The sequence below is a fragment of the Streptomyces sp. NPDC052042 genome (assembly GCF_044548345.1).
Lineage (GTDB): Bacteria > Actinomycetota > Actinomycetes > Streptomycetales > Streptomycetaceae > Streptomyces.
The window spans coordinates 144,287-159,271 of the sequence record NZ_JBIUBU010000012.1 but is presented as its reverse complement, the minus strand read 5'-3'; the positions used below and the strand labels follow the sequence as shown (position 1 = coordinate 159,271).

At 72.3% G+C, this 14,985-nt stretch carries 11 protein-coding genes; 3 read left to right on the top strand and 8 right to left on the bottom strand.

Annotated features, from left to right (window positions below; genetic code table 11):
• Nucleotides 1-53 precede the first annotated feature (53 nt).
• Nucleotides 54-1,298, top strand: a complete 1,245-nt coding sequence (locus tag ACIHCL_RS21045) for a trans-sulfuration enzyme family protein (RefSeq protein WP_399863876.1) — start codon at nucleotides 54-56, stop codon at nucleotides 1,296-1,298.
• Between the two features lie 309 nt (nucleotides 1,299-1,607).
• On the opposite strand, the gene ACIHCL_RS21040 is transcribed toward ACIHCL_RS21045, so the two are convergent.
• Entirely contained in the window at nucleotides 1,608-4,310 is a 2,703-nt protein-coding gene (locus ACIHCL_RS21040; protein ID WP_399863875.1) for a DUF6493 family protein, read from the bottom strand.
• On the bottom strand, nucleotides 4,307-5,680 hold the full coding sequence (locus ACIHCL_RS21035; RefSeq protein WP_399863873.1) for an SWIM zinc finger family protein: 1,374 nt from the start codon (nucleotides 5,678-5,680) through the stop codon (nucleotides 4,307-4,309). Before ACIHCL_RS21035 ends, ACIHCL_RS21040 begins: the two co-directional genes overlap by 4 nt.
• Nucleotides 5,681-6,316: 636 nt before the next feature.
• Between ACIHCL_RS21035 and ACIHCL_RS21030 the strand changes: the two genes are divergently transcribed.
• Nucleotides 6,317-7,084: a GntR family transcriptional regulator gene (locus ACIHCL_RS21030; protein ID WP_399863872.1), complete on the top strand. Its 768-nt coding sequence runs from the start codon at nucleotides 6,317-6,319 to the stop codon at nucleotides 7,082-7,084.
• Between the two features lie 280 nt (nucleotides 7,085-7,364).
• On the opposite strand, the gene ACIHCL_RS21025 is transcribed toward ACIHCL_RS21030, so the two are convergent.
• Nucleotides 7,365-8,522, bottom strand: coding sequence for an ROK family protein (locus ACIHCL_RS21025; protein WP_399863870.1), 1,158 nt, complete (start codon nucleotides 8,520-8,522; stop codon nucleotides 7,365-7,367).
• 456 nt (nucleotides 8,523-8,978) lie between these two features.
• Here ACIHCL_RS21025 and ACIHCL_RS21020 point away from each other — a divergent pair, with 456 nt between their 5' ends.
• Nucleotides 8,979-9,416 (top strand): hypothetical protein, encoded by a 438-nt coding sequence (locus ACIHCL_RS21020; RefSeq protein WP_399863869.1) that lies wholly within the window; start codon nucleotides 8,979-8,981, stop codon nucleotides 9,414-9,416.
• Between the two features lie 45 nt (nucleotides 9,417-9,461).
• Here ACIHCL_RS21020 and mug read toward each other — a convergent pair whose 3' ends face one another.
• The 5 genes from mug to ACIHCL_RS20995 all read right to left on the bottom strand — a co-directional run bounded on the left by mug (nucleotide 9,462) and on the right by ACIHCL_RS20995 (nucleotide 14,982).
• Complete coding sequence (gene mug, locus ACIHCL_RS21015) at nucleotides 9,462-10,016, bottom strand: G/U mismatch-specific DNA glycosylase (protein ID WP_399863868.1); 555 nt, start codon at nucleotides 10,014-10,016, stop codon at nucleotides 9,462-9,464.
• A 21-nt stretch (nucleotides 10,017-10,037) separates the two neighbouring features.
• The gene (gene purB / locus ACIHCL_RS21010) at nucleotides 10,038-11,471 is read right to left on the bottom strand and encodes an adenylosuccinate lyase (protein WP_399863972.1); all 1,434 of its coding nucleotides are present in this window, start codon (nucleotides 11,469-11,471) and stop codon (nucleotides 10,038-10,040) included.
• 68 nt (nucleotides 11,472-11,539) lie between these two features.
• On the bottom strand, nucleotides 11,540-12,388 hold the full coding sequence (locus ACIHCL_RS21005) for an SGNH/GDSL hydrolase family protein (protein WP_399863867.1): 849 nt from the start codon (nucleotides 12,386-12,388) through the stop codon (nucleotides 11,540-11,542).
• A gap of 237 nt (nucleotides 12,389-12,625) precedes the next feature.
• Nucleotides 12,626-13,645, bottom strand: a complete 1,020-nt coding sequence (locus ACIHCL_RS21000) for a hemolysin family protein (protein ID WP_399863866.1) — start codon at nucleotides 13,643-13,645, stop codon at nucleotides 12,626-12,628.
• Nucleotides 13,642-14,982, bottom strand: a complete 1,341-nt coding sequence (locus ACIHCL_RS20995) for a hemolysin family protein (RefSeq protein WP_399863865.1) — start codon at nucleotides 14,980-14,982, stop codon at nucleotides 13,642-13,644. Before ACIHCL_RS20995 ends, ACIHCL_RS21000 begins: the two co-directional genes overlap by 4 nt.
• Between the last annotated feature and the right edge of the window lie 3 nt (nucleotides 14,983-14,985).

Genomic DNA, 14,985 nt, shown 5'->3' with positions numbered 1-14,985 from the left:
AACGTAGCACGGGATATGCGCGGAAGCGCCCGGGTGATGTTCAGAGTACTGTCATGGACACCGACTCCTCCATGGCGCCCCCGGCGGCCCCCCGCTCCCGCGCGCTCGCCACCGAAGCCGTGCACGCGGGCCGCGACGATCTTGCGGCCCTCGGACTGCACACCCCGCCGATCGACCTGTCCACCACCTACCCCTCCTACGACTCCAGGGGCGAGGCCGGGCGGATCGACGCCTTCGCCGCGACCGGTGCCCGGCCCGACGGCCCGCCCGTCTACGCACGCCTGGACAATCCGACGACGGCCCGGTTCGAGGACGCGCTCGCCCGGCTCGAAGGGACCCAGAGCGCCGTGTCGTTCGCCAGCGGAATGGCGGCGCTCACCGCCGTGCTGCTGGTCCGGGCGGGCGCGGGGCTGCGTCACGTGGTCGCGGTCCGCCCGCTCTACGGGTGCAGCGACCACCTCCTCGGCACCGGCCTGCTGGGCACCGAGGTGACCTGGACCGACCCGGCGGGCATCGCCGAGGCGATCCGGCCGGACACCGGTCTGGTGATATTGGAGACGCCCGCCAACCCCACGCTCGCCGAGATCGACATCCGGGCGGTCGCGCACTCCTGCGGGTCGGTGCCCCTGCTCGTCGACAACACCTTCGCCACGCCCGTCCTCCAGCGGCCGGTGGAGCACGGTGCCCGGATCGTGCTGCACAGCGCCACCAAGTACCTCGGTGGACACGGCGATGTGATGGGCGGCGTCGTCGCCTGCGACGAGGAGTTCGCCGCCGGTCTGCGGCAGGTGCGCTTCGCCACCGGCGGCGTGCTGCACCCGATGGCCGGATACCTGCTGCTGCGCGGGCTCGCCACGCTCCCGGTGCGGGTACGGGCGGCCTCCGCGACCGCCGCGGAACTGGCCCGCAGACTGGCGGACGACCCCCGCGTCGCCCGGGTCCACTACCCCGAGATCGGCGGGGCGATGGTCTCGTTCGAGGTGCAGGGGGATCCGCACCGGGTGATCTCGGCCGTACGGCTCATCACGCCGGCGGTGAGCCTGGGCAGCGTCGACACCCTGATCCAGCACCCGGCCTCCATCAGCCACCGCATCGTGGAGGAGGGCGACCGGCAGGCGTCCGGTGTCGGGGACCGGCTGCTGCGCATGTCCGTCGGGCTGGAGGACGTCGAGGACCTGTGGGCCGATCTCTCGCAGGCGCTGGGCTCCGACGACGCGGGACCGGCGTCCGAGGCGGACGGAGTGTCCGAAGCGATGCCGGTGCCGGTGACGGCGCTTCCCGAGGCACGTCCCGTATAGGGCGCGGATCTGTGCGACGGCCCGGGCTCCCCGGCGGGCCGGCGCGCGGCGGGCGGGGGCCTCGCGGACGACCTTCCGCGCGGCCCCGGCCGCCGTGCGACGGCCGGTGGCCGGGGGTGTCCGGGCGCCGGATGTCCGGTGGCCCGGGTGTCCCCCGGGGCGGGGCGCTTTGACCGGTCGGGTGCCGGGAACACCCCTGCCCACCGGGGGAGTCCATGCGCTCCGCCCGGGTCGGCCGTCTCCTCCCGGCCCCTGCCGCGTTCCGTGTGCGACGAATGCGGGTGTGTCACACGGTGGTGCCGTGGTCGGTCACGCGGGTCCCGCCCCCTGATCCCAGGCGGTCTTCAGACGCACCGCCTGACGTACCAGCTGGGAGGAGCCGCCACGGGCCGCCGTCTCGGCCAGCCCGGGTATCGGCTCGGCCCGCACCGCTCCGCAGTGTTCCGCGCATTCGGCGGCCACCGTGAGCAGATCACTCAGTCCGCGGGGGGCCTTCTGGCGGGCCAGCAGCCCGGGCAGGACCGCGGCCAGCACGCGGAGCACCGTTCGGTACGCGCCGGTGGCGGCGGCGGTACGGGCGGATTCCGCGATCCGGTTCGGCTTCGCCAGACCGTGATCGAGGAGAGCCGTCAGCTGCTCTCCCAGCAGTGCCGCGTCCAGTTGGTGGCGCGCGGCGAGCATCAGCAGGGCGTCCACCGCCAGAAGGCGGTCTTCCTGGTGGCGACAGGCCAGGCAGTAGGCGACCGCCAGATGGACCGCCTGGCCCGCGGGCGCGTCGAGCTCGGCGAGCGACGGCAGCGGCCGGGGGGTACCCCGTATCTCCTCGACCGCGCCGATCGAGATGTTCGGCAGCAGCCAGGCGGCCAGCGTCTCCGCGTCCTGAGGCAGGGAGGAGGTCCAGCCCTCCGGCCGGTCACCCCAGTGGTAGCAGAGGTCGTGCGTGGGCGTGTGCGGCTGCCCCAGCCAGTGGAACGGACGAGGGAACTCCCGCTGGATCAACGGGCGTTCCTCGGTGGCCATCAGCACACGGTGCGTCCAGACGCCCGGCGTCGACACCAGGCGGCCGGTCTTGTGGGTCTGCTTCGGCAGGTCGAAGCGGTGCGCCTGGGCGAGCGGTTCGGCGATCCGCAGCCATGCCGCGAGACGGTCCCCCTCCGGGGTGCCGAGAGCCGCGGCCGCCGCCGCGGCCTCGTGCCGGTTCTCGCCGCGCGGCACACGGAGCAGGGCCTGACCGAAATCGATCTCGCCCGGCCGGACCCCCAGCCGCTGATAGGTGCACAGCCGGTCCACCAGCACGGCCGGATCGAGCGAGCCGGCGCGCGCTGTGGGTACGGCCAGGAGAAACGGCAGCCGGCCGTCCTGCACGGCGTCGGCCGCCTCCCACAGACGGGCCTTGCGGATCCCGTCCAGTGCCGCGTGGACGCAGCCCCACCGGGACTTCCCCGACGGACGGCCGACTTCCATGTCCCGCCCCGTCTCCCGGCCGAGGAGCGCGGCGACGACGATCTCGATACCCGCGTTCGAGATGAGCCACCGCTTGTGATGCGGGCTGTACTCGCCGTCGATCCACCAGTGACCGGTCAGCGCCCCACGCAGCGCGTCGACCAGGCCCGCCCGGTCGGCATGGGCGTGCCGCACCAGTCCGTCCAGTGTCCGTTCGAACGCGGACATGTCGAGGGGCGCACCGGAGGAGGCGAATCCGGACCGCAGATCACGAGTCAGCAGCGCCACCTCCTCGACGAGTTCGACCAGCGTTGCCGGGGCCGGCGCGAGGGGGAGCGGTACCGGAGGCAGCGGCAGCATCTCCTCGTACGCCTCCGTCGTCGGCCGGTCGCCCAGCAGGCCGCCGAACACCTCGGCCGCGGCCGCGTGATGCACCGGGTTCAAATGCTCCGCCGAGAGGGCCAGTTCCTCCCGCGCCGCGTCACCGGCGGAGGAGAGGTACCGCGTCACGAGCTTCAGCGCCCGCTCCTGAAGTCCGATGTCCTCGTGCCCGAAGACCTCGGCGACGACGGGCAGCAACTCGCCGGCCGTCGACGGATCGCGTCGCAACACCTTGCCGATCAGCACGAGCTGGGACCGGACCAGCTTCTTCTCCGCGCGGAACAACACCGCACCCGAGACCTCCGCCAGTGACCGAACCGGCAGCTCGCCGCGCTCGTCCATCCGACCGAGCACCGCCTGGGCGTGACCGGCCACGGCGGAGAGCCCGTCCGCCGCCATGGCGATCCAGTCGGCGAGATGACCGGTCTCCTCCTGCTCGGTCATCTCCAGCCGTCGCACCATCGCCAGGCAGAAGCGCTGTTCCGTGGGCTTTCCGCCCCGGAGCAGCCGCGCCAGGCACATCTCCAGGAGCGCCGTCCGCTCGACCAGGCCCTCGTCGACCAACTGGGCAAGCGCCACCAGCCACTGGCACGGATTCTGCGACGTCTCCTCGATCCAGGTCATCTGCGGCGGCAGCTCGGGCAACTCGAAGACACGCGGGAGGAGGACCGGCAGGTACGGATCGTCCCGGAGGATGTCGGTCAGAGGGCGTGTCCTCCGTGTCTGCCAGGGCTCGCTGGAGACGGACTCCGCCCAGCCGCGGACGAAGGCGTCCGTGGTGGGGACGGGGCACTGTGCGAGCTGCATCAGGCCGTTGATGAGGTCGAACGCGGACTCCACCGCCGCGGGCCGTGACGCGAGCCGGTTCACCACATCGGCGATCCAGGCGGGGTCGCGATCCGCCAGCACCTCGACGACCCGCCGGAACGGGGGCCGCCGCCACCCCACCAGATCCCGGCCACCGAGCCAGGTGGCGCAGGCCGCCGCCCCGGTGTGACAGCCGGCCCCGGCCACGAACAGGGCATCGCGGGACCGATCCCGCTCATTCCAGTGCCAGCCCCGCGCCTCCTTGCGCAGGGACTTCAACTCCTCCAGCGCCGCCCGGCGTTCGGTCCGGTCCAGCCCGGCCACCAGAGCCGGGACCTCCTTCACCCGCCCCTTCCGGACGGCGGTGAGCAGTTCCTTCATCGCACACCCCCGGCGACCGGCGCGCCCCGACGGACCATCCGTACGGCCAGGGCGTGCTTGCACGGGCCCCGGCGGCCGCGGTAGTCGATCCACCACTGGCAGGTACAGCTGAGCATTCCGTCCTTCTCTCTCACCTGGTAACGGCGCTCGCCCGAGGACACGGCCGCCGCGTCCCCGTCGAGCACGACCGCGCCCGATGCGGCCAGTCGCCGGGCCGCGACCAGACGCGGGTTGTGCCGCTCGGCGCGGTCCGCGTCGTAGGGCAGCTCGCGGTGGAAGTAGGCCGCGTCCGCGAGGTCGTAACCGACCCGGCCGGCCGTCCCCAGCCGGGTCAGCGCGGCCCGTACCCGTTCCACCGTCAGGCCCGACCGCTCCGCCAGATCGGCGGGCTCGATACGCGGCTCCCAGGACAGCAGCAGCGACACCAGCTCGGCGTCGGCCGCGGCGTCCTCGGTGGCCAGCGCTTCGAGGACCCCTCCCTCACCGGAGAAGCCGCGCGAGGCCTCGGGCGACAGCGTCAGCGTGAGCCGCATGCCCGGCAGCACCACCTCCCAGGCGCTCGCGGTGGCCTCCCCGTCCGTCACCGGCCCGTACACCCGCAGGGACGTCGCATGACGCAGCACCCGCTGGAGCGCCGCCAGCCGTTCGGGGCCCGGCAGACACACCGCTCCCGCACCCGGACGCGTCGTCGGCCGCAACGACCTGCCTGCCGAAACCATCCAGCGCGCACCGCGCGAGGCGTTCCCCGACGTGCGCGGCAGCGACCGCAGGAACCGCACGGCCTCGGCGGCGGGCAACTCGGCCCGCAGGTCGAAGCCCGCCGACACCACCTGCGCCTCGGCGAAGCCGCGCAGCCAGCGATCGGGCAGCGGCACCTTCTTCTCCACGACCGGCCCGTCCAGCGTGGTCACGGCCATCTCGTCCGGGCCCACCCGCAGGTGCAGCGGATCATCCCCCATCAGGCGCGAGAGTGCTTCCCGCAGGGGGTTGTTGACGTCCACGTTCGTCGTGCCGTGCCCCGTCTCGGCGCCGTCCAGCCCTTCCCGCAGCACGTCGAGGCGCGCGTACACCCCGCAGCAGCCGGAGAACGACTCGAAACGCAGCCGGTCGCCGTTGCCCGTCACCACGGGGTCGAGCGACGCGGGCAGGGTCCGTTGGTAGTAGCGCGCGGACGCCACGTCCGCCACGGCCAGCAAGCCGCGGGCGGCGACACCCGGAGAGGTGAGGAAGCCGGAGAAGAACCGCGGATGGGGTTCGGCGCCCCGGGGCGTGAGCCCACCTGACGTCTCCAGGCCGAGGAGCCGGCCGGACCGCGAGGTCTCCACGGCAGAAGGGCGTGCGTAGGCCAAGGCCTGAACGGATCGGGTCATGGAAGAAACCGTAGAACCCACCACTGACATTGATCATGGTACGCGGTTCCGGTGGTCGTGACTCCGCCACCGGCTGACGCCCTCTGGCCGCCTCCTGCGGGGGTCGCCCAGGTGCGGATCCAGGACGGCGATGTGCGGGCGGTGGAAATCGACGGCGGGTCGGCGCTGCCCGCGCTCCCGGCTGGGGACCCGGACTCCGTCGTCCGGGTGGTGCCGCGAACGGGATCATCCGTGCGGGCACATCGTGCGTAACCCTGACAAGCTCGGTGATTTGGTCGACCGGCGGCCGGTAGGGCAGCCCTCCGACGGCCGATCCGCGGACTCTTCGACGGCCGACTCCACGATGCTGGGGCGCCCGTTCATCGTGGCGTGACGGTCGGTGACCGCTCCGGTGCTGCCGCCCCTGCCCTCCGGGACTCCGCGACCCACCCGGCCACGGGTGGTCTTTCCACTGCGGGCGGTTCACGGCACCGCGAACGTCCTGTGAACGCTCTGCGGCAAGGTGTCCTTTCTCTGCGTGACCGCAGGAGGATTGGTCTTGACCAAGGTGGTATCCCGTCCTATGGTCTCACCGTTAGGCAGGAACCTTTAATAAACAACGTCGCGGAAAGCCCGCTGGGGATTGCGGAGGACAGGGTGGGGACCACACAGCTGGAATCGGTGCAAGAGCCGAAGTACTGGCATCTCAAGACCGTGCTCAGTGAGGCACTCGACTCGGACTTCGCCGTGGGTGAGATCCTGCCCAACGAGCGTGACCTCGCTGCTCGGTTCGGTGTCGCCCGAGCCACGCTCCGGCAGGCTCTGGAGCAGCTCGAACTGGAGGGCAGGCTCCAGCGGCGCCGCGGCGTCGGGACCACGGTCGCCCCGCCGCGCGTCGGGGTCGCCGTCTCCACGGGGCAGCGCGACTGGTCCGGCGGCGCGGCCGGCGAAGCGTGGCAGCCGGTCGGCTGCTCGACCGCGGTCGCGCCCGCGTCGGTGGCCACCGAGCTCGGTGTGGACGGCGACGAGCCGGTCCACATCGTCCGGCGCATCCGCGTCGCCCAGGCGCAGACCATCGCGGCGGAGCAGCTCTACGTCCCGTCGTCGTCCGTGCCCGGACTGTCCTCCATCGACGCGTCGTCCGGCCCCGTCCGGGCCCGCAGCGTCCTGCGCGAACTGCACCGCCTCGGCCTCGACGGACAGGACCGGTCGGTGGAGCTCGGCTCGGCGCGCGCGGACGACGCCAAGGAACTCGACCGGCTCCCCGGCGCCCCCGTGCTCGTCGTCACCACCCGCTACCTGGCGGCGGGCGGTACCGTGGCGCTCTCCGTCGCCACCTACCGCGCCGACACCTGCCGGCTCACCTTCGGCGACTCGGGCGACCTGGAGATCAGCCACCACGGTCAGGAGCGGCAGGCTTCCTGAACACGGCCGGGACGGAGGGCTCCGGTACCTGAGGGCGCTCCCTGATCCCTGGCGGGCGCCCGTCGGCAGCTGGGGCGCCTCGCCGTATTGTCGAAACGCCCGCATACATCCGGTATGCGGGCGCTCCTGCGTCGTGCGACGCACCGCACCGGACGCCGCGAGCCATCCGTTAGCGCTTCCCGGCCACGGCACCGGCTCCGCCCCTGAAGCGCATCAGACGTGAACGCGAGCGCCGGGTGCCGGTGGACGTGTCACGGTCCCCGTGACCGGCCCGTCGAGCTCAGTGGCGGGCCGTCACCGTTCCCTCCACCGCGAAGAGCTGCTCCTCGACATGATCGAGAGCCAGCCGCAGCGCACCTGTGGCCACCGCCGCCTCGCCGAGCATCGACAGTGCCACACGCGGTGGCCGCAGGCAGTAGCGGGCCAGCTCACGGCGGAGTGGGTCCAGCACACCGTCCAGTCCCGCGGCCCACCCGCCGACGACCACCAGCTCCGGGTCCAGGGCCAGCACCAGCGCCGCGACATCGTGCACCAGACGCCGGATGAACCGTTCGACCGCCGCCTGTGCCCGGGTGTCGCCGCGCCGCGCCTCGGCGAACACGGAGGCGACCGCGGCCTCGTCCAACGGCTCCAGCGGCGTGTCCGTCGTCGAGAGCAGCCGCTCCGGCGTGGCCTCCCGGCCCAGCAGGTGCAGGGCGCCGATCTCACCCGCCGCACCACCGAATCCGCGGTGCAGCCGCCCGCCGATCAGCGAGCCGGCCCCCGGGCTCAGCCCGGCCAGGACGAACACGATGTCGTCGGACCCGGCGCCGGCACCCTTCCAGTGCTCCGCGACCGCCGCGGCGTTGGCATCGTTCTCCACGAGGACGGGACAGCGGAACGAACGCCTCAGCCGCTCGCCCAGCGCCAGCCCCGTCCAGTCCGGCAGCGCGGTGCCCAGCCGTACGGTCCCGTCTGCCTCCACGATGCCCGGGCTGCCGACGCCGACGGCGCGCAGACTGCTCCGGGCCACACCCGTCCGCCGCAGAACGTCGGCCACCACCATGCGGACCTTGTCGAGCCGTTCATCGGCGCATGCCGTCACGGACACCTCACGCGAGCTCGACCCGATGATCCGGCCGTCCAACTCGGCGAGCAGGGTGGAGACCCGGTGCGGGCCGATCTCGATACCGAGCAGATGACCGGCCTCGGCGCGGAACCTGAACCGCCGGGCCGGGCGCCCCTGACGCCGGGCCTCGCCCTCGTCGGGCACCGACTCGACGACCAGCCCGGCCTCGAAGAGCCCTTCCATGACGCCCTCGACCGTCGGCCTGGACAGGCCCGTGATCCGGGTCAGGTCCGTGAGCGTGGGCGAGTGGGCGCCCCGGAGGGCGTGCAATACCACTGCGGAATTGATCCGCCGCAGCAGTGAAGGATCACCACCGGTCAGCCGCCCCACGGTCTGTCCTCCCAGCTCGTGCGCATGTCAGGCGGATGGTACTCGCTGACCGAGTGCCGGGCGACCGTGGACCGGAACGGACATCCGGGGCCGGCGGACCCGGCTCGGGGCGACGAACCCGGACTCGTGCGCGGCGATCAGCGGCTCGGTGCGGTCCCGGGCCTCCAACTCGGCGAACAGGACGGCGACATGGGGTCCACGCCTCCGCATCGACCACGGGATTCACGGTGCTCTCCGCGCTCGACGGATCCCGATTCATCGGCCGGGGAACCGCCGACTCGCGTCGCGCGGTATCCGGCCGACCGTGCCCAGCAGCTGGTGTTCCACCAGGATCCCGGGAGCGGCCCCGAACCGCGGGGCGGGCCGGGGAGGGGGAGGGCCGGGAGAAGGAGTTGAGTGCCTTTCAAAGGCCGCAGCGCGCAGGCGAATGTCAGTGCCGGGGGGTTTACTGACGGCATGACCACCGCACATCACCTCCGCCTCATCGACGGGATGCGCACCCGTGCCTTTCCCGCGGAGCGCGACCGGTCGGGTTCGGGAGTCAGCGGGCCCGGCTATCACACGGCGTCCTTGCACGCGGACATCGACCACGGGGACGGGGACGAGGCGGTACGGCTGGAACACCGGACCCAGTGCCTCGCGGAACACGACGCGCTGCTGACGCTGCTCATCAGCCGTTGGGGCGAGCCGCAGACGATCAGCCTGTGGAGCGCGCAGGCCCGGATGACGGCCGGTGAGGAGATACCGGAGGCGTGGGCCGACACGGTCGCGGGCTGCGAGTACCTCCAGCTGTGGCGGATCGAGGACCGCTGGATCGCCATGGGCCTCTACCTGGAGGAGGACGGTCCGGGCTGCGAGCTGAACGTCGTGGTGACGGAGGTCGATCCACCGTGACGGGGCCGGGCGGGCCGTGCGGTGACACGACGGGCTACGGGCTCCTCACGCGTCCGTCGGGCCTTCCTGCTCGACAACGGCGCGCAGGCGCGCGTACTCCTCGGCCATCGTCCGGATCGTCCAGTGGGCGTTCAGACCGCTGGGGTTGGGGAGGACCCAGACCCGGGCGCCGCCGATCGTGTGGTCCTGCGGGCCGATCCGGGCGGTCCGCCTGCCGAACGCCGTGCGGTAGGCGGTGACGCCGACGACCGCCAGCCACCGGGGTCTCAGCCATTCGGCCTTGGCCGCGAGTATCCGCCCGCCCTCGCGGAACTCCTCGGCGGACAGTTCGTCCGCGCGTGCGGTGGCCCGCGCGACCACGTTCGTGATGCCCAGGCCGTAGCGCAGCAGTTCCGACTGCTCCGCCGGATTCAGCAGCCGAGGGGTGAAACCCGACCGATGGAGCACGGGCCAGAAACGATTGCCGGGATGGGCGAAATGATGACCGGTCGCCCCGGTCATCAGGCTCGGATTGATCCCGCACAACAGCACGCTCAGGCCGTCCGCGACCACATCGGGAACAGTGCGGTCGCGGGCGGCCAGGAGCTCGTCGGGCGTCATCGGCTGCGGTGGGGGAGACCGTCAGAGGATGGAGCCCGGCCGGTACGCGGCGGCCTCGGGGTGCTGTTCGACGATCTCCCCGATCCGGGAGACCAGCACGGCGACCTGGTCGCCCGCCGCCCCCGTGAAAGAGAGCTTGTCGGCCATCAGGGCGTCCAGCTGCGCCCGGTCCAGCGGGATGCGTTCGTCGGCGGCCAGCTTGTCGAGCAACTCGTTGCGTTCGGCACCCTGTTCGCGCATGGCCAGGGCCGAGGCGACGGCGTGCTCCTTGATCGCCTCATGGGCGACCTCACGGCCGACACCGGCACGCACCGCCCCCATCAGGACCTTGGTGGTGGCGAGGAACGGCAGATAGCGGTCCAGTTCGCGGGCGACGACGGCCGGGAACGCCCCGAACTCGTCGAGCACCGTCAGGAACGTCTCCAGCAGCCCGTCGAACGCGAAGAACGCGTCGGGGAGCGCCACCCGGCGGACCACCGAGCAGGACACGTCGCCCTCGTTCCACTGGTCGCCCGCCAGTTCGCCGGTCATCGACGCGTAGCCGCGCAGGATCACCATCAGGCCGTTGACGCGCTCGCAGGAGCGGGTGTTCATCTTGTGCGGCATCGCGGACGAGCCGACCTGGCCCGGCTTGAAGCCCTCGGTCACGAGCTCGTGCCCGGCCATCAGACGGATCGTCTTGGCGAGGGACGACGGCGCCGCGGCCAGCTGCACCAGCGCGGTGACCGCGTCGTAGTCGAGCGACCGGGGGTAGACCTGTCCGACGGAGGTGAAGGCGTGGGCGAAGCCGAGGTGCTCGGCGATCCGCCGCTCCAGCGCGGCGAGCTTCTCGGCATCGCCGCCCAGCAGGTCGAGCATGTCCTGGGCCGTGCCCACCGGGCCCTTGATGCCGCGCAGCGGATAGCGGGCCAGCAGGTCCTCCAGCCGTCCGTAGGCCACCAGGAGTTCGTCCGCGGCGGTCGCGAACCGCTTGCCGAGGGTGGTCGCCTGCGCGGCGACATTGTGGGAGCGGCCGGCCATGACCAGCTCGCCGTATTCGGCGGCCAGCTTGCCCAGCCGGGCCAGCACCGCCACCGTGCGCTCGCGCATGAGTTCCAACGAGAGCCGGATCTGGAGCTGCTCGACGTTCTCGGTGAGGTCCCGGGACGTCATGCCCTTGTGGATCTGCTCGTGCCCGGCGAGGTCGTTGAACTCCTCGATGCGGGCCTTGACGTCGTGCCGGGTGACCTTCTCCCGCTCGGCGATCGAGGCGAGGTCGACCTGTTCCAGGACGCGCTCGTAGTCGGCGAGGGCGGTGTCCGGCACCTCGATCCCGAGGTCCTGCTGCGCGCGCAGCACCGCCAGCCACAGCCGGCGCTCCAGCTTCACCTTCTGCTCGGGGGACCAGAGGACGGCCAGCTCCGTGGAGGAGTAGCGGCCGGCCAGGACATTGGGGATGCGAGGCTTCGCAGACACAGCAGTCACATGGCCAGATTCTACTGGCGGTTCGTGCAGGCCGGCGCCGTGGCCGGGTTTGTGGGTTGCTATGAGAGAGGGGTCACGTCCACCCTGTGCCACGAGGCCACCGGGCCGGGGTCGCCGTCGTGCTCCGGGGTGATCCAGAACGCTCGTCCCAGTTCGGTGCTGTACTGGGCGCCGGTACGCCCGTCCCCGGAGGAACGGCCGGTCAGCCGGCGGCCTATCCACGGCAGCAGGTGCTGACGGGCGAAATGGAGATCCGCGACGCGCCGTGCCGCCCACTTCGGAGCGGCGGCGGGCGGGAGCGGGGTCCGCCACTCGCTCTCGGGCGGCAGTCCCAGCGTCTGCCAGACCGCCTCCGCCACCCTGCGGTGCCCGTCGGCCGTCAGGTGCAGCCGGTCGACGTCCCACAGGCGGGGGTCGCCCAGGGCCGGCGCTCCGTACAGGTCGACGACGGAGGCGCCGTGGCGGGCGGCCACTTCGTCGACCAGGGAGAACAGCTCCTCCATGCGCGGCCGGAAGCGCTCCATCACCGGACCGCGCCGCCCGGGACTGCGCATCAGCACGAGCGTTCCGCACGAGGGCGCAAGGCGTTCGACGGCCTCTTCGAACCGTGCGCGGACCATGCCCATGTCGCACTTGGGCCGGAGCGCGTCGTTGAGCCCGCCGACGAGCGTGACGACGTCCGCCCGCAGGGCGGCGGCGGCATCGATCTGTTCGTCGACGATCTGGCCGATCAGCTTGCCCCGTACCGCCAGGTTCGCGTAACGGAACCGCGGCGTGCGGGCCGCGAGCCGGCCGGCGAGAACATCGGCCCAGCCCCGGTATGTGCCGTCGGGCAGCAGGTCCGACATGCCCTCGGTGAACGAGTCGCCGACCGCGACCAGACTGCTGTACGAGGCATTCATCTCCATGGCGACGCGATCGTATCGCGGTGCGGTCCGGTCCCTTCGGGGCAGGGGGAACCCACCGCACGTCTCATCGGCCAGCGGCCCCTCGCGCCGTGCGAACGCCCCGTCGGCACAGGGGCCCGGCCGTCCGGAGGGCGGCACCCGCCACCCGTCTCCCGGGCAGCGGGCCCCGCCGCCCGGGAGACCGGCCGCGCAGTCGCGCGGGCGACCCGTCCCACCGGGCCGCGGACCGGCGCCGCCTCACTGGGCCTGCGAGCGTCCCATCAGCTCCCGCAGGACGTCCTCCATGGTGACCATCCCCGCCAGCTTGCCGTGCTCGTCGAGCACCGCCGCCAGATGGGTGCGGCTGCGCCGCAGCGCGGTCAGCACGTCGTCGAGCGGGGTTTCGGCCCGCACTCTGGCGATCGGCCGCATCGCCGTCACGGGGAACGGCAGGTCGCGCGGGGTGGCGTCCAGGGCGTCCTTCACATGGAGATAGCCCAGGATGCGGCCCTCGCCGTCCACCACCGGGAAGCGGGAGAAGCCCGTCTCGTGCGAGAGCCGCTCCAACTGCTCCGGCGTCGTCCCGATCCGGGTATGCGTCACCCTCTCCACCGGGAGCGCCACCTCCCGCACCGGCCGACGGCCGAGTTCGAGCGCGTAGCGCAGCCGCTCGGCCGAACGGTCGTCGACGAGCCCGGCGTCCCCGGCGTCCTTCACCAACCGGGCCATCTCGTCGTCGGAGAACGTGGCGACCACCTCGTCCCTCGCCTCGACCCGCAGGAGCTTGAGCAGCACGTTGGCGAAGGCGTTGATGGTGAAGATCACCGGGCGCAGCGCCCTGGCGAGGGCCACCAGCGGGGGCCCGAGCAGCAGGGCGGCCCGTACGGGCTCGGCCAGGGCGATGTTCTTCGGCACCATCTCGCCCAGCAGCATGTGCAGGTAGGTGGCGACGGAGAGCGCGATCACGAACGAGATCGGGTGGACCAGCCCGTCGGGCACCCCCACCGCGTCGAAGACGGGCTCCAGAAGGTGGGCGATGGCCGGTTCGGCGACGACACCGAGGACCAGGGTGCACAGGGTGATGCCCAGCTGTGCCGCCGCGAGCAGCGCCGACACGTGCTCCAGGCCCCAGATGACACTCCGGGCCCGCCGGTCCCCGGCCTCGGCCTGCGGCTCGACCTGGCTGCGGCGCACGGAGATCAGCGCGAACTCCGCGCCGACGAAGAAGGCGTTGACGACCAGGGTCGCCAGTCCGATGAAGAGCTGGACGGCGGTCATCGGGCGTCCTCCGTCCGTTCGTCGTCCTCGCCGGGCAGCGGCGCGTGCAGGAGGGCCCGCGCGGCACGGCGCCCGGAGGCGTCCACGACATCGATCCGCCAGCCGGCCAGTTCGACGGTGTCGCCCACGACCGGGATGCGCCCGACCTCGGTGGCGACGAGCCCGGCGAGCGTCTCGTACGGGCCGTCCGGCACCCGCAGCCCGATTCGCTGCAGCTGGTCGAGGCGGGCGGCGCCGTCGGCGGACCACAGGGTCCGTCCGTCGGCGTCCTCACCGGCCGGTGACAGGTCCGGCGTCTCGTGCGGATCGTGTTCGTCGCGCACCTCGCCGACGACCTCCTCGACGATGTCCTCCAGGGTCACGACCCCGGCCGTACCCCCGTACTCGTCGATGACGACCGCCATCGCGAGCTTCCCGGACAGCTGGTCGAGGAGCCGGTCCACAGTGAGGGTCTCCGGCACGAGCAGGGGTTCGTGCAGCATCTGCGAGACGCGCGTACGGGGCCGCTGCTCGGCGGGGATGGCCAGGACGTCCTTGATGTGCGCCACGCCGACGACCGTGTCGAGATTGCCCCGGTAGACGGGGAACCGGGACAGGCCGGTGGCACGGGTGGCGTTCGCGACGTCCTCGGCGGTCGCCTGCACGTCCAGGGCGGTGACCTGCACCCGAGGCGTCATGACGTGCTGGGCCGTGAGTTCCGACAGGTGGAGGGTGCGGACGAACAGTTCGGCGGTGTCCGCCTCCAGGGCGCCCTCCTTGGCGGAGTGCCGGGCCAGGGCCACCAGCTCCTGCGGGCCGCGGGCGGAGGCCAGCTCCTCGGCGGGCTCCAGCCCGAAGCGGCGCACGATCCGGTTCGCGGTGTTGTTGAGGTGGCCGATGAACGGCCGGAACACGGCGGTGAAGGCCCGCTGCGGGGTCGCCACGGCCTTCGCCACCGCGAGCGGTGACGAGATCGCCCAGTTCTTCGGGACGAGTTCGCCGACGACCATCAGGAACACCGTGGACAGGGCGGTTCCCAGCACGAGGGCCACGGACGACGCCACGCCGGGGGGCAGGCCCACGGCCTCCACGGGCCCCCGGATCAGCTTCGCGATGGACGGCTCGGAGAGCATGCCGACCACCAGGTTGGTGACGGTGATGCCGAGCTGGGCGCCGGACAACTGGAAGGTGAGGCTGCGCACGGCCTTCAGCGCGCTCGCCGCGCCGCGCTCGCCCTGCTCGATGGCGCGTTCGAGTTGGCCGCGCTCGACCGTCGTCAACGAGAACTCGGCGGCGACGAACGCCCCGCATGCGAGGGAGAGCAGTACCGCGACGAGCAGCAGAAGCACTTCGGTCATCGG

Bases quoted from the DNA above. Each gene is read 5' to 3' on its own strand.
- ACIHCL_RS21045 (WP_399863876.1), top strand. From the start codon at position 54: ATGGACACCGACTCCTCCATGGCGCCCCCGGCGGCCCCCCGCTCCCGC.
- ACIHCL_RS21040 (WP_399863875.1), bottom strand. From the start codon at position 4,310: ATGAAGGAACTGCTCACCGCCGTCCGGAAGGGGCGGGTGAAGGAGGTC.
- ACIHCL_RS21035 (WP_399863873.1), bottom strand. From the start codon at position 5,680: ATGACCCGATCCGTTCAGGCCTTGGCCTACGCACGCCCTTCTGCCGTG.
- ACIHCL_RS21020 (WP_399863869.1), top strand. From the start codon at position 8,979: ATGACCACCGCACATCACCTCCGCCTCATCGACGGGATGCGCACCCGT.
- mug (WP_399863868.1), bottom strand. From the start codon at position 10,016: ATGACGCCCGACGAGCTCCTGGCCGCCCGCGACCGCACTGTTCCCGAT.
- ACIHCL_RS21005 (WP_399863867.1), bottom strand. From the start codon at position 12,388: ATGGAGATGAATGCCTCGTACAGCAGTCTGGTCGCGGTCGGCGACTCG.
- ACIHCL_RS21000 (WP_399863866.1), bottom strand. From the start codon at position 13,645: ATGACCGCCGTCCAGCTCTTCATCGGACTGGCGACCCTGGTCGTCAAC.
- ACIHCL_RS20995 (WP_399863865.1), bottom strand. From the start codon at position 14,982: ATGACCGAAGTGCTTCTGCTGCTCGTCGCGGTACTGCTCTCCCTCGCA.